Origin of the sequence: Edwardsiella sp. EA181011 (assembly GCF_000800725.1) — a bacterium.
Classification (GTDB): domain Bacteria; phylum Pseudomonadota; class Gammaproteobacteria; order Enterobacterales; family Enterobacteriaceae; genus Edwardsiella; species Edwardsiella anguillarum.
In genome coordinates this window covers 207,054-220,926 of the sequence record NZ_CP011364.1, presented here as the reverse complement: position 1 = coordinate 220,926, position 13,873 = coordinate 207,054, and the positions used below count along the sequence as shown (strand labels likewise).

At 59.7% G+C, this 13,873-nt stretch carries 10 protein-coding genes and 1 pseudogene; 6 read left to right on the top strand and 5 right to left on the bottom strand.

Annotated features, from left to right (window positions below; genetic code table 11):
- Window positions 1-22: 22 nt before the first annotated feature.
- Window positions 23-688 carry an iron-sulfur cluster repair protein YtfE gene (ytfE, locus tag QY76_RS01035; protein WP_034162909.1) on the bottom strand — a complete coding sequence of 222 codons (666 nt, stop codon included), beginning with the start codon at window positions 686-688 and terminating at the stop codon, window positions 23-25.
- 242 nt (window positions 689-930) lie between these two features.
- On the opposite strand from ytfE, the gene cysQ reads away from it, so the two are divergent.
- Both cysQ and QY76_RS01025 read left to right on the top strand, forming a co-directional pair.
- On the top strand, window positions 931-1,671 hold the full coding sequence (cysQ, locus tag QY76_RS01030; protein ID WP_034162908.1) for a 3'(2'),5'-bisphosphate nucleotidase CysQ: 741 nt from the start codon (window positions 931-933) through the stop codon (window positions 1,669-1,671).
- Between the two features lie 313 nt (window positions 1,672-1,984).
- Window positions 1,985-2,191, top strand: a complete 207-nt coding sequence (locus QY76_RS01025) for a DUF1107 domain-containing protein (RefSeq protein ID WP_034162907.1) — start codon at window positions 1,985-1,987, stop codon at window positions 2,189-2,191.
- Window positions 2,192-2,239: 48 nt separating this feature from the next.
- Here QY76_RS01025 and QY76_RS01020 read toward each other — a convergent pair whose 3' ends face one another.
- Window positions 2,240-3,586: a hemolysin family protein gene (locus QY76_RS01020; protein ID WP_034162906.1), complete on the bottom strand. Its 1,347-nt coding sequence runs from the start codon at window positions 3,584-3,586 to the stop codon at window positions 2,240-2,242.
- A gap of 272 nt (window positions 3,587-3,858) precedes the next feature.
- The gene (msrA, locus tag QY76_RS01015; protein WP_225865191.1) at window positions 3,859-4,425 is read right to left on the bottom strand and encodes a peptide-methionine (S)-S-oxide reductase MsrA; all 567 of its coding nucleotides are present in this window, start codon (window positions 4,423-4,425) and stop codon (window positions 3,859-3,861) included.
- A 352-nt stretch (window positions 4,426-4,777) separates the two neighbouring features.
- Here msrA and QY76_RS01010 point away from each other — a divergent pair, with 352 nt between their 5' ends.
- The 3 genes and pseudogenes from QY76_RS01010 to QY76_RS01000 all read left to right on the top strand — a co-directional run bounded on the left by QY76_RS01010 (window position 4,778) and on the right by QY76_RS01000 (window position 10,623).
- Window positions 4,778-6,514: an autotransporter assembly complex family protein gene (locus tag QY76_RS01010; RefSeq protein ID WP_034162905.1), complete on the top strand. Its 1,737-nt coding sequence runs from the start codon at window positions 4,778-4,780 to the stop codon at window positions 6,512-6,514.
- Window positions 6,511-10,276, top strand: a pseudogene (locus QY76_RS01005) (translocation/assembly module TamB domain-containing protein). Before QY76_RS01010 ends, QY76_RS01005 begins: the two are co-directional and overlap by 4 nt.
- Before the next feature lie 2 nt (window positions 10,277-10,278).
- A complete protein-coding gene (locus QY76_RS01000) occupies window positions 10,279-10,623 on the top strand; it encodes a gamma-glutamylcyclotransferase (RefSeq protein ID WP_012847254.1) in 345 nt (114 codons plus the stop codon).
- 48 nt (window positions 10,624-10,671) lie between these two features.
- Here QY76_RS01000 and ppa read toward each other — a convergent pair whose 3' ends face one another.
- Window positions 10,672-11,202: an inorganic diphosphatase gene (ppa, locus tag QY76_RS00995; protein WP_034162904.1), complete on the bottom strand. Its 531-nt coding sequence runs from the start codon at window positions 11,200-11,202 to the stop codon at window positions 10,672-10,674.
- A gap of 104 nt (window positions 11,203-11,306) precedes the next feature.
- A complete protein-coding gene (gene fbp / locus QY76_RS00990; RefSeq protein ID WP_015460810.1) occupies window positions 11,307-12,311 on the bottom strand; it encodes a class 1 fructose-bisphosphatase in 1,005 nt (334 codons plus the stop codon).
- Between the two features lie 166 nt (window positions 12,312-12,477).
- On the opposite strand from fbp, the gene mpl reads away from it, so the two are divergent.
- Window positions 12,478-13,854, top strand: coding sequence for a UDP-N-acetylmuramate:L-alanyl-gamma-D-glutamyl-meso-diaminopimelate ligase (gene mpl / locus QY76_RS00985; protein WP_045425422.1), 1,377 nt, complete (start codon window positions 12,478-12,480; stop codon window positions 13,852-13,854).
- Window positions 13,855-13,873 lie beyond the last annotated feature (19 nt).

The following is a 13,873-nucleotide window of genomic DNA, read 5'->3' as shown; positions in this document are numbered from 1 at the left end:
GCCCCGTTTTTTTTGGGTGCTTTCAGCCGTCGCCGAGCGCGCGTGGAAACAGCAGATTATTTTCCAGGCTGATGTGTTCCATGAGATCGTTAATCAGCTCGCTAATGCCGGCATACAGCGCGCGCCAGGTTGTACAGGCTCCCACCGGCGGCGTCATGTTGTCCGTCAAAAAGCGGATGACCTCCAGCTGTTCTCCCGCATCACGATGCTCATGCTCCATTACCGAGATGGGGCCCTGGCAGCGGGCTCCCTCCCCCTGGTCGATCAGTGGAAACAGGATGCGCTCTTCCTTCATCATGTGGCTGTCCAACTCCTGGCGCAGCGCATCGAGCTGCTTGGCGAGCCCCCGTGGGCAGCCCGTCTTGTCGGTATGCACCCGTTCGACCTTCTGCGCCATCAATACCAGTTCGGGCAGCTGCTCGCGGTGACGCTGATGATAGCGGGTGACGATGAAGGCCGTCAGTTCAGCCAGGGGCGCCTGTTGCCAGTCTCGACGCGGCTGTGGCGCGCTGTCCAGCTCGGCCAACTGACATTCCAGCATGGCGAGATCCAGCGATTGGCGGGCCGCCGCGCGCTGGAGCGTCTGCTTACCGCCGCAGCAAAAATCTAACGCGTGGTGGCGGAATAGACGTGCGGCGCGTGGAATGCTGATGGCCAGTTCACCGAGCGGCCGGTCGCGGTATGTCATGATGTATTCCTTGAGGTGCGTTCAATAAGATGTATTTTAAATGCAGTTTATCGTGTGCGCCATCTCTTTTGCGGCGTGTAGTGGAATTGTCGTATTTACCGGGGAAAATTGGCGCTTGCGCTGGCGTTTATCGGCGGCAAAATCCATGATGAGCGCAGTGGGGTACGCCTACACATTCCGCGAGCGTCGCATGGTGAAATGATGCAGGTGTATCGGTATCCGATCCAGGGGGAGGGAAGCGTATGTTAGAGCAGATTTGTCAGCTGGCGCGCGATGCGGGGGCGGCGATAATGGCGGTATATCAGGGCGATCAGCCGCTGGCGCTGGCCTATAAGGGAGATCAGTCTCCGGTCACGGCCGCCGATCTGGCGGCGCATGAGATAATCAAAGCGGGTTTACTGCGTATCACCCCGCCGATCCCGCTGCTGTCGGAGGAGGCACCGCCGGCCTGGCCGCAGCGGCGCGACTGGCAGTGTTATTGGTTGGTCGATCCGCTGGATGGTACCAAGGAGTTTTTGCAGCGCAACGGTGAGTTTACCGTCAACATTGCGCTGATCGAACGGGGAGTGCCCACGCTGGGGGTCGTCTACGTGCCGACCAGCGGCGTGCTGTACTGTGCCTGCGACGGTAAAGCCTGGAAAGAGCAGGATGGGGTGCGCATGGAGATCGGGGTACGCAACGCAATCCCCCCGCTGGTGGTGATCAGCCGTTCACACGGCGATGCGGAGCTGACGGACTATCTGCAGCAGCTGGGCGAGCACCAGACGATAATGGTGGGATCATCGCTGAAGTTTTGTCTGGTGGCGGAGGGGATCGCGCAGCTCTATCCGCGCTTTGGGCCGACGCATATCTGGGATACGGCGGCAGGCCATGCCATCGCCTTAGCCGCCGGAGCTCAGGTGCGGGACTGGCAGGGTAAAACGTTAAGCTATATACCAACTGAATCATTGTTGAATCCGGGATTCCGAGTGTCGCTGTATTAAGCCGCCGGCGGCGTCCGGTCGGGCGCCGCCGCACGCCGTCATCCGATCGTGCGCGAGTTCGCCTCTCTCCACAGATAAATCTTCCGATTTTTCACGATAAAACCTGACTAATTGCATATAAATTTCACTAACCCTATTACTTTTTGCATACCATTCTGTCAGCTAAGGTAAATTTAGAGAAATATTCGGTATCGGTTGCACTAACCGAAGGTAAAGCTGTCTATAGTTATCGTTCATCGTGCGCTACGTTCGCATGCCGGTTTGGCCGGGGGGAAGTTGCCCCGCTGCGGACGTCACTGAGGGAGAGGTAGCAATGAAAATTTTTCAGCGGTATAACCCGCTGCTGGTGGCTAAATACGTGAAGACGCTGTTTCGCGGCCGCCTGTATATTCAGGGGATCGGTGCGTTTGAGTTTGATATGGGGCGTATTTTACTGCCCAAGGTGAGGGATAAGCGCCATCTTAGCGTCATGTCGGAGATCAACCGTCAGGTGCTGCGCCTGCAGGCAGAGATGGCCTGAGGCGCGGAACGGGCATGGCGGCTCGGCGTTAGCGTCACCGCCCGCCGATTATTTGGCCGCCTGCTGTGGCGCGTCTGCGTCGTCGCCCGCGTCCGGCGACACCGGCGGTAGCCGTTCGGCGAGACGCGTAACCAGCAGCTGATCGATCTTGTAGCTATCGATATCCACCACCTCAAATTTGTAGCCGGCGTATTTCACTGCATCGGTACGTTTGGGGATCTTACGCAGCATATACATCATAAAGCCGCCGATAGTTTCATAGTTGCTGGACTGGGGAAATTCTTCGATATCCAGCACCCGCATCACATCGTCAATGGGCGTCACGCCCTCTACCAGCCAAGAGTTCTCATCGCGGGCGATGATTTGTTCCTCCTGTCCCTGGCCGACCAAGTCCCCCATCAGGGTGGTCATCACGTCGTTCAGGGTGATCACCCCGACGACCAGCGCATATTCGTTGAGGATGACGGCAAAATCCTCCCCCGCGTTTTTGAAACTCTCCAGCGCCTCGGACAGCGTCAGCGTATCCGGGACGATCAGCACGTTACGGATCTGTACTCCGCTGCTGAGCACCAGGCTCTGGTTACCCAGCACGCGGTTGAGCAGATCCTTGGAGTCGACATAGCCGACGACATGGTCGATGGCGCCGTCGCAGACCAGAAACTTGGAGTGGGGGTGGGTGGAGACCTTCTCTTTAATGCTCTCTTCCGCTTCGCCCAGATCGAAATAGATGATGCTTTCACGCGGCGTCATTGAGGAGGGAACGGTGCGGGACTCCAGCTCGAACACATTCTCAATGATCTCATGCTCTTGCTTACGCAGTACGCCGGCTAGCGCGCCGGCCTCGACCACGGCATAGATATCGTCCGGGGTTATATCGTCCTTACGCACCATCGGGATCTTGAACAGGTGAAAGATCAGGTTGGCCAAGCCGTTAAAGAACCAGACCAGCGGGCGGAACAGCAGCAGGCAGAAACGCATCGGGTTGACAATCCGCACGGCAACCGCTTCGGGGGCTATCATACCGATGCGCTTCGGCGTCAGGTCGGCAAACAGAATAAAGCAGCCGGTGACCAGTACGAAGGAGCAGATAAAGCTGGCCTGCTGGGAGACCTCCAGCGGCATAAAACGGTCGAACAGCAGACGGAACGCCGGTGAGAATGCCGCATCGCCGACGATACCGCCGAGGATGGCGACGGCGTTGAGGCCGATCTGTACGACGGTAAAGAAATAGCCTGGCTGATCCTGCAGCGCCATGACGCGCGCCGCATTGATATCGCCCTCATCCGCCATGGTTTTCAGCTTTATTTTCCGCGAGGCTGCCAGGGATATTTCCGAGATCGAGAAAAAGGCACTGATCGCTATCAGTAAAATAATCAGTAATATACTGTTTAACATAATCTATCCGTATTAACCGGGAACAGTCCGGGAGGCCGGAGAGGCGGTATGACGCCATCGGGAGTATATCGGGGCCGGTAGAAGATCCCCCGGAGTCTACCGGGCCGTCTTGGCTGGCCCGGGCTAGACGCTGCGCCGAGCCGGACAGGGTGGCTCGGCAGCGCATAACCCGGTTAGTATAGCAGGAGCAACAAGCAACCAGCTAGTGGTGAAAATGTGCACGCTACGCCGCTAACCCTTTGCTATGCCGCCAGTTAGCGGCGATAGCGCGCTTAGTCCGGCAGACAGACGCCGATGCCGCCCAGCCCACAGTAACCGTGCGGATGCTTGTGCAGGTACTGCTGGTGCTCCTCTTCGGCATAGTAAAATGGCCCGGCGGCGCAGATCTCAGTGCTGATCGGGCGCTGGTCGCCGGCCTGACGCATGGCCTGGGCAAAGCGGGCTTGACTGGCCTGTGCGGCCTGCATCTGCCGGGGCGTTACGGGGAACAGCGCAGAGCGGTACTGGGTGCCAATGTCGTTGCCCTGGCGCATCCCCTGCGCCGGATCGTGGTGCTGCCAGAACAGGCGTAGCAGATCGTCATAGTGGATAAGGGCGGGGTCAAACACCACCCGCACCGTTTCGGCGTGTCCGGTCTGTCCGCTGCACACCTCGCGATAGGTTGGGTTGGGGGTCAGGCCGCCGCTGTAGCCTGCCGCGGTGCTGTAGATCCCCGGCTGCTGCCAGAACAGGCGCTCGACACCCCAGAAGCAGCCCATGGCGAACAGGGCCTCCTCCATCCCGGCAGGAATGGCATACATATCGTGGCCGTTAAGCGCATGTTTGCCGGAGAGGCTCATGGCCTGTGCGCGTCCAGGAAGCGCCTGCGCAGGCGTGATCGGTGCAGGGTTACTGTCGTTGTGATGGTGCAAAATACCCTCCAGTCGTTAATAAATGAGCAGTTGATGGGTGAAAAATCTGAAAACGCAGGCTCAGATGTCATACGCTATATGTGAGTCGTTATAGTGTCGTAGAGAGTCTAACGTCGAATAATTGTTATTTTCCTGTTTCGTTGTATCCCACGCAGGCTTTACGCACAATATGTCCGTGTTGTGCGGCCGCAGTAGGAGAACGCATTTAGCCTGGCGGGTCACGCTGGGATGATGTACTGCGGCGGAAAGTGTTACCGATAAGTTTAATGCGGGAGTTTGCATGCCACGATTGCGCAGGATAGGCCTGCTGTGTCTGTTATTAGCGGCGCCGCTGGCGCATGCCGCTCAGGTCAGCTTGGTGGTAGAGGGGTTGAGCGGACAGCTGCAGCAGAATGTGCGTGCCACGCTGTCGACCATCGGCGAAGATGAGATCAGTAACGATGGCCGTTTTCGCGTGCGTGCGGCGGATGCCATCCGTCAGGGGCTGAGGGCGCTGGGCTATTTTCAGCCGACCATTGAATTTGAGTATCGGCCCGGCTCAACCTTTTCCCGCCCACAGCTGATCGCTAACGTCATGCCCGGTGAGCCGGTGCGTATCGCCGGGATCAATGTGCGTATCCGTGGGGCGGCTAAGGACGATCCTGCCTATCAGGCGCTGTTGGCTAAGTCTCTACCGCCGGTGGGCAGCGTGCTCGATCAGGGCGACTATGACAATCTGAAGAATGCCTTAAACTCGCTGGCGCTGCAGCGTGGCTACTTTGGTGCCACCATGCCGGTGCATCAGCTCGGGGTTATCGAAGATCAGCACAAGGCATTTTGGGATATCGAATTCGACAGCGGACCCCGCTATCGCTTTGGCGACGTACGGTTTAGCGGCTCGCAGATCCAGAGCGCCTATTTACAGAACCTGCGCCCGTTTAAGACCGGGGAGTACTACAGCGCCGATGACCTGGCCAAGTTCAGCGGTAACCTGTCGGCGACCAACTGGTTTAACTCGGTGGTGGTGTCGCCCGACTTTAAGGCGCTGGGGGCGGATCAGACATTGCCGCTCCAGGCGGTGGTGACGCCGCGCAGCCAGAATATGGTCGATCTGGGGGGCGGCTATGCGACGGACGTCGGCCCGCGGATGAAGGTCAGCTGGAAGCGCCCCTGGATGAACTCTTATGGACACAGCCTGGATACCTCGCTGAATCTCTCCATGCCGGAGCAGACGGCGGACTTCAGCTATAAAATTCCGCTGCTGAAGGCCCCGCTGGAGCAGTACTATCTGGTGCAGGGCGGTTTTCAGCGCACCGATCTGAACGATACTCAGTCCGATTCTACCACCCTAAATCTGGCGCGTTACTGGGAGCTCTCCAGTGGCTGGCAGCGCGGCATTAATATGCGCTGGAGCCTCGACCACTTTACGCAGGGCAATCTCACCGAGACCGCCATGCTGCTGTATCCCGGCGTCAGCGTAAACCGTACGCGCTCGCGCGGCGGGCTGATGCCGACCTGGGGCGATACCCAGCGCTACTCGGTGGACGTGTCCAACCGCTATTGGGGGTCATCGGTCGACTTTGCGGTGTTTCAGGCGCAGAACGTCTGGATCCGCACGCTGGCGGAGCGACACCGTTTCGTGGTGCGCGGCAACCTGGGCTGGATAGAAACCAATGACTTTAATAAGGTGCCGCCGTCCCTGCGTTTCTTTGCCGGGGGCGATCGCAGTATTCGCGGCTATAAATATAAATCGATCTCGCCGCGGGGCAGCGACGGTAAGCTGACCGGCGCCTCGCGTCTGGCGACCGGGTCGCTGGAGTACCAGTATAACCTGAGCGGCAAGTGGTGGGGCGGCGTGTTTGTCGACTCCGGTGAGGCAGTGAACGATTTTACCAAGAGTGACTTTCACACCGGGACCGGTGTCGGGGTGATCTGGGTATCGCCGGTCGGCCCCATCCGCCTTAACCTCGGCGTCCCGGTGGGGCGTGAAGATAAGCACGATGTGCAGATTTATATCGGACTGGGGCCTGAGCTATGAGGTGGTATAACATCCGGCGCTATGCGCTGATGCTCCTGCTGGGGCTGTTCCTGCTGCTGGCGTTGCTGCTGGGGGGATGATGACCCAAAGTGGGCTGCATCTGGCACTCAATGCCGCCGCTCGCTGGGTCCCGGGGCTGGAGATTGGCCGAGTGGAGGGGGGCTGGCGCGATCTGACTCTGCGCGATGTCGGCTACCGCATGCCCGGGGTTGATGTCTCCGTGGGGCAGTTTCATCTCTCCTTGGATATCGGCTGTCTGAAGCGCAGCGAGCTGTGTCTGAATGTGCTGAGCGTCCAGCGGGTGCGGGTGAATGTCGATACCCAGGCGCTGCCGCCGAGTGAGCCGCAGGTGACGCCATCAGCTCCGCTGGGGCGCTTGAGTACCCCCTATCCCTTCGTGCTGCGCCTGCTGCGTCTCCACGACGTACAGGTGAATGTGGACGGCACGGCGATCACGCTGGATGCCTTGCGGAGCGGAGCGGAGTGGCGCGGATCGCTGCTGCGTTTACAGCCCAGCGATATTCAGGGGCTGCGGGTGTCGCTGCCGCCTTCGCCGGCTACTCCCGCGCCGGCGGAGGGCGCCGCACCGCAGGCTCCGTCAGCCCCGTTGGGGGAGACGCTGACGGCGCTGTTTTCCCGGCCGCTGCTGCCGGCGGCGATGACGCTGGATCTGCCGCTGGATATGCAGGTGAGCCGCATTTCCGCGCGCCAAGTGCAGATCCGGGCGGCGACCGATCTGGATATCGTGTCTCTTGAACTGCGTGCGGCGTTGGATCAACAGCGTCTGGCGCTGCATACCCTGAAGGTCCAGGCGCAGCAGGGGAGCCTGTCGGCGCGCGGCAGTGCGACGTTCAGCGGCCGCTGGCCGTTGGATCTGCAGCTGAATGCTAGCGTGAATCAGGCGCCGCTGAAGGGCGAAAAGCTGCGCCTGGCGCTGAAGGGGGCGATGTACGACACGCTGGCTCTCGATGCCAACCTGTCCGGTCCGCTGAGGGCGACCCTGAAGGGAGATACTCGTCTGGCTGACGCCGGTCTGCCGCTATCGCTGTCGCTGGATAGCCCCAGCCTGCGGTGGCCGCTGGGGGGAACCCCCGACTATCAGGTGAAAAATATGGCGCTGCGTCTGACGGGGAGCGCCCATGATTATCGGCTGCAGCTGCGCGGCGCGTTCAGCGGTCAGGGGCTGCCGGATGCGGCGCTGGATCTCGCGGGAAAGGGGAACGAACGTCAGTTTACCCTGAGTCAGCTGCAGCTGGCGACGCTGGGTGGCAAGGCTGATATGCAGGCGCTGGTCGACTGGAGCAAAGCGATAAGCTGGCGCAGTAGCCTGACGCTGACGGGGATCGATACCGGGCGTCAGTGGCCGGCGTGGCCGTCGAACCTGAACGGTAAAATAGAGACCCGCGGGAGTCTGTATGGCGGCAGCTGGCAGCTGCAGGTACCACAGCTGAAGCTGACGGGGCGAATCAAACAGAATGGGGTGGATGTTGGCGGTCAGCTGCGTGGCAATCAGGCCGGCCAGTGGCAGATCCCCCAGCTGCACATCGCGCTGGGACGTAATCGGATTGAGGTGAACGGCGATCTGGCGCAGAAGCTGTGGTCTTTGGACGCGCGTATCGATGCTCCACGCCTGGATGGAACGCTGCCGGGGCTGGCGGGGATCGCGCGTGGGACGTTGAAGCTGCGCGGTGATCGTCAGGCGCCCCAGTTGCTGGCCGATCTGCAGGCCCGCGGACTGCGTTGGCAGGCGTTGACCATTCAGCGCGTCGCTTTGCTGGGGGATATCCGCTCGGATCAACAGATCCAGGGGGCGCTGGATCTGCGGGTGGACAGCCTAAAGCAAGGCGATATTGATATCAGCCAGCTGACCTTGCGCGCCGCCGGTAATGAGCGTAAGCACCGGCTGCAGCTGGCGATGCAGGGGACGCCGCTGGCCGGCCGTTTGACCCTCAACGGCAGTTTGGCGCAAGATCGGGCGCGCTGGAGCGGCACGCTGACGGATACCGACTTTACGACGCCGATCGGCGAGTGGCGCCTTACCCGCCCCATCGCGCTGGAGTATGGCGTCGCCAAGCAGCAGATGGCCATCGGCCCCCACTGCTGGGATAACCCCAACGCTCGTCTGTGCGTTCCGCAGACCATTGAGGTGGGCGAGAGCGGTAATGTCAGCGTGGTGCTGGAGCGGTTTGATCTGGCGATGCTGCAGCCGTTCCTGGGGCCGGATACCCAGCTGCACGGGCGCTTCAGCGGACGGGCTCAGGCCCGTTGGCAGGCGGGACAAGGGCTGCCGCAGGCGCGGATTACGCTCAGCGGCGACGGCGTTAGGCTAGCGCAGCAGGTGCAGGGAAATACGCTGCCGGTGGCCCTGAGTACGGTCACGCTAGAGGCGAGCCTGGCCCAGGGGCAGGCTCGCCTTAACTGGCTGATCGGCATTGTGGGCAACGGCCAGCTGCGCGGCGACGTGCGCATCGCAAATCTGGAGGGGGCGCGTAATCTCTCCGGTAGTGTGGATATTCAGCGCCTGTCGCTGGCGCTGCTCAATCCGGCGCTGATGAAAGGGGAAAAGGCACAGGGCATGCTCAATGCGTCGCTGCGCCTGGGCGGCAGTACGCTGCATCCGCAGCTATATGGCCGTCTGGCGCTGGATGGTGTGGACATCGACGGGCAGTTCATGCCGTTCGATGTCACCGATGCGAACCTCGCGATCAACTTTGACGGCATGAGCTCGGTGCTGCAGGGGGTGATCAAGACCTCGCAGGGCCAGCTGAATCTGTCCGGTAATGCGGACTGGCGGAATCTGAATGCCTGGCGCGCCCGCATCGCCGCCAGCGGCACACGTCTGCGAGTGACGGTGCCGCCGATGGTTCGGCTGGATGTATCGCCGAATATTGTGTTCGATGCCTCTCCCAGCCAGCTGGCGCTGAGCGGCCGGGTTGATATTCCCTGGGCGCGCATCACGGTGCAGGAGCTGCCGGAGAGCGCGGTCGGCGTATCCTCCGACGAGGTGATGCTGAACAATGCGCATCAGCCGATCCGGCCGGTCACCGCCTCGATTCCGCTGCATACCGATCTGACCATTGCCATCGGAAACAACGTGCGTATTTCCGCCTTTGGCCTCAAGGCCGCGTTAAAAGGCGAGCTGAAGGTGAGCCAGAACCAGAATGGCTTAGGACTGAACGGGCAGATCATGATTCCGCAGGGGCGCTTTGCCGCGTATGGTCAGGATCTGTTGATTCGTCAGGGGGAGCTGGTCTTCGCCGGGCCGCCGGGAAATCCGTTGCTGAATATTGAGGCGATACGCAACCCGGAGTCGACGGCGAACAATGTTACTGTGGGCGTTCGCGTTACAGGGCTTGCCGAGCAGCCGAAACTGGAAGTATTCTCAGATCCGGCAATGTCACAACAAGAAGCCCTCTCCTACCTATTGCGCGGTCAGGGGCTGGACAGCAGCGGCGCGGACAGTAATGCGATGACGTCGATGCTGATAGGCCTGGGCGTCGCGCAGAGTGGTAAACTGGTAGGCAAAATCGGTGAAACCTTCGGCGTCAGCAATCTAACGCTGGATTCGCAGGGGGGGGTGACAGTTCTCAGGTGGTAGTCAGCGGCTATGTCTTGCCGGGGCTGCAGGTGAAGTATGGCGTGGGGATCTTCGATTCGCTGGCCACGCTGACGCTGCGTTATCGCCTGATGCCGAATCTGTATCTGGAAGCGGTGTCTGGCGTAAATCAGGCACTTGATCTGCTCTATCAGTTTGAGTTTTAACCATGCGAGTGATTGTCTACGGAAGTCTGCGCCGTAAGCAGGGCAACAGCCATTGGATGACCAATGCCACCTGGTTGGGCGATTATGTGCTGGAGGGCTACGATCTGTACGATCTTGGCCATTATCCAGCGGTGGTTCCGGGAGAGGGAAGGGTTTACTGCGAAGTGTACCGGATTACCTCGTCGATCCTAGCGGAGCTGGATGAGCTTAAGAGCAACAGCAAGGATTATCGCCGCGAGCTGATCAAAACGCCCTATGGCTGTGCCTGGATCTACATCTACCTCAACGGGGTAGAGGGGCTGCCGCGCATTGCCAGCGGGGACTGGCTAAAGCGTGAGGAAGACTGAAGGAAAAACACCGCCATGAGGCGGTGTTTTTTTATCTGCGTCAAGGCATTACTTGTTCTTGGCGCGCTCGAAAGAGGCGATGATTTCCGCTTTGGCCGCGGTGGCATCAGCCCAACCCTCGACTTTGACCCACTTGCCCTTTTCCAGATCTTTGTAGTGCTCAAAGAAATGGGCGATTTGGGCGCGCAGCAGCTCAGGCAGGTCGTTAACGTCCTGAATGTGATCGTACTCTTTGGTCAGCTTGCTGTGGGGCACGGCAACCAGCTTGGCATCTTCGCCGGCTTCGTCGGTCATTTTCAGTACGCCGACCGGACGGCAGCGGATCACGGATCCCGGCTGCAGCGGATACGGCGTCGGGACCAGCACGTCTACCGGATCACCGTCCAGAGACAGGGTGTGGTTGATGTAGCCGTAGTTGCACGGATAGAACATAGCGGTAGACATAAAGCGGTCTACAAACAGGGCGCCAGTGTCTTTATCGATTTCATATTTGATCGGATCGGCGTTGGCCGGGATTTCGATCACTACATAGATATCTTCCGGCATATCTTTACCGGCCGGGACGTTGATCAAGCTCATGTCGGTTTCCTTTCATCAAACCAGAAATGGAGTGACGGCTATTATAGCCGCCACTCCAAAAATGAACAGCGCGCGACGCGCAATGCCGCGTGCCGACGCGGGGATTATGCGTCGGGGAACTGATGCATGAAACGTTCGGCGTCTTCCACCATGGCGCAGCTGCCGACAAAGAACGGGCAGCGTTGATGCAGCGCATCTGGCACGATATCCAGAATGCGGCGGAAGCCGTCGGTTGCCTTGCCTCCGGCCTGCTCCGCCAGGAACGACATCGGGTTGCACTCATACAGCAGGCGCAGCTTACCCTGCGGATGGCTGGCAGTGCTCGGGTAGATATAGATGCCGCCCTTCAGCAGGTTGCGGTGGAAATCCGCCACCAGGGAGCCAATATAGCGGGAGGTATAGGGACGCTGCGTAGCGCTGTCCTGCTCCTGACAATACTTGATGTACTTCTTCACCCCCAGCGGGAACTTAATGTAGTTGCCCTCGTTGATGGAGTACATGTTGCCGCTATGCGGGAAACGCAGCCGCTCGTGGGACAGGCAGAAGACCCCAAGGGAAGGATCATAGGTAAACGCGTGTACGCCGTTGCCGGTGGTATAGACCAGCATGGTGGAGGAGCCGTAGACCACATAGCCGGCGGCGACCTGGCGATTGCCCGGCTGCAGGAAGTCTTCGCGGGTGACCGGTGTGCCGAGCGGGGTAATCCGGCGATAGATGGAGAAGATGGTACCGACGGAGACGTTAACGTCGATATTGGACGAGCCGTCCAGTGGATCCATCAGCACCACGTATTTGGCGTTATTGGCACGATCGCCTTCGAAGATGACGATATCATCCTCCTCCTCTGAGGCGATGCCGGCCACTTCACCACGCGCTTTCAGCGCGGCCTTGAGCTTCTCGTTGGCGTACAGATCTAGCTTCATCTGCACTTCACCCTGAATATTTTCCGCACCGCTGGCGCCGATGATATCGACCAGCCCCGCCTTGTTGATATCGCGGTGGATAATTTTGGCACCCAGTTTGATTGCGGAGAGAAGAGCGGTAAGCTCACCGGTAGCGTGAGGAAAATCCTGCTGTTTTTCGACGATAAACTCGCCTAGCGTTTTCATGACACATTCCCTGATTGTGAGGAGCAGCGGTTTTTTTACAAACCACCAACGTTTTCGCAGCGCATTTTAGCTAATGTATCGGGGCATTCCTAGGCAATTTCCTTTCGCCTGCGCTGAACTCAGCGTTAGAATGTGAACTAAATCAATGCAATCTACTGGAAGTATTATGCGCATTCATATTCTTGGAGTCTGCGGCACGTTTATGGGGGGGCTGGCGCTATTGGCCCGCCAGCTGGGGCATGACGTTACCGGGTCGGATGCCAATGTCTATCCGCCGATGAGTACGCTACTGCAGCAGCAGGGAATTACGCTGCTGGAGGGCTATGATCCTGCCCACCTGGAGCCCCAGCCGGATCTGGTCATCATTGGCAATGCGATGGCGCGCGGTAACCCGTGCGTCGAAGCGATCCTGGAGCGCAATATTCCTTACGTTTCCGGGCCGCAGTGGTTACATGATGAGGTTTTGCGTCACCGTTGGGTGATCGCCGTTGCCGGTACCCACGGGAAGACGACGACCGCCGGGATGGTGAACTGGATCCTGGAGTCCTGTGGCTATGAGCCGGGGTTTGTGATCGGCGGCGTACCGGGGAACTTCAGCGTATCGGCGCGTCTGGGCAACAGTCCATTCTTCGTTATCGAGGCGGATGAGTATGACTGCGCCTTTTTTGATAAGCGCTCTAAGTTCGTCCACTACTGCCCCCGTACCCTGATCCTGAACAATCTGGAATTTGATCATGCGGATATCTTCGACGATCTGCGGGCGATCCAGCGACAGTTCCACCATCTGGTGCGACTGGTTCCGGGGCAAGGGCGGATTATTCTACCGGCCAGCGACGCCAACCTGAAGCAGGTGATGGCGATGGGCTGCTGGAGCGAACAGGAGCTGTGCGGCGATGAGGCCGCCTGGAGCGCGACGCGTCTGTCGACCGATGCCAGCCGCTTCAGCGTCTCTCTGGATGGTGAATGCGTCGGCGAAGTTCAGTGGGCGCTGGTGGGGGAGCACAACATGCACAACGGGCTGATGGCGATTGCTGCGGCGCGTCATGTCGGCGTTCCTCCCGCGGAGGCATGCCGGGCCCTGGGGAGCTTTATTAACGCCCGCCGTCGCTTAGAGCTGCGTGGACAGGCCTATGGCGTCAGCGTGTACGACGATTTTGCCCACCATCCTACGGCGATACTGGCGACGCTGGCGGCGCTGCGCGGTAAGGTCGGCGGCACCGCTCGTATTCTGGCCGTTCTGGAGCCACGCTCCAATACAATGAAGATGGGGGTGTGTAAGAATGAGCTGGCGCCTGCGCTGGGCCGGGCCGATGAGGTGTTCCTTTATCAGCCACAGCATATTCCCTGGCAGGTGGCGGAGGTGGCGGAGGCCTGTGTGCAGCCCGCGCACTGGAGCGCCGATCTCGGTACGCTGGTGGAGATGATCGTGAAAAATGCGCAGCCGGGCGACCACATCTTGGTGATGAGCAATGGCGGCTTTGGCGATATTCACGATCGTCTGCTGCAGGCGCTGGCGCAAAAGTCCGCGGCGCATCAGGAGTGAGCCGCGCGACGCTGTGCGT

Excerpts from the sequence above, each read along its gene's own strand:
- ytfE (WP_034162909.1), bottom strand. The coding sequence starts at position 688 with ATGACATACCGCGACCGGCCGCTCGGTGAACTGGCCATCAGCATTCCA.
- cysQ (WP_034162908.1), top strand. The coding sequence starts at position 931 with ATGTTAGAGCAGATTTGTCAGCTGGCGCGCGATGCGGGGGCGGCGATA.
- QY76_RS01025 (WP_034162907.1), top strand. The coding sequence starts at position 1,985 with ATGAAAATTTTTCAGCGGTATAACCCGCTGCTGGTGGCTAAATACGTG.
- QY76_RS01020 (WP_034162906.1), bottom strand. The coding sequence starts at position 3,586 with ATGTTAAACAGTATATTACTGATTATTTTACTGATAGCGATCAGTGCC.
- msrA (WP_225865191.1), bottom strand. The coding sequence starts at position 4,425 with ATGAGCCTCTCCGGCAAACATGCGCTTAACGGCCACGATATGTATGCC.
- QY76_RS01010 (WP_034162905.1), top strand. The coding sequence starts at position 4,778 with ATGCCACGATTGCGCAGGATAGGCCTGCTGTGTCTGTTATTAGCGGCG.
- QY76_RS01000 (WP_012847254.1), top strand. The coding sequence starts at position 10,279 with ATGCGAGTGATTGTCTACGGAAGTCTGCGCCGTAAGCAGGGCAACAGC.
- ppa (WP_034162904.1), bottom strand. The coding sequence starts at position 11,202 with ATGAGCTTGATCAACGTCCCGGCCGGTAAAGATATGCCGGAAGATATC.
- fbp (WP_015460810.1), bottom strand. The coding sequence starts at position 12,311 with ATGAAAACGCTAGGCGAGTTTATCGTCGAAAAACAGCAGGATTTTCCT.
- mpl (WP_045425422.1), top strand. The coding sequence starts at position 12,478 with ATGCGCATTCATATTCTTGGAGTCTGCGGCACGTTTATGGGGGGGCTG.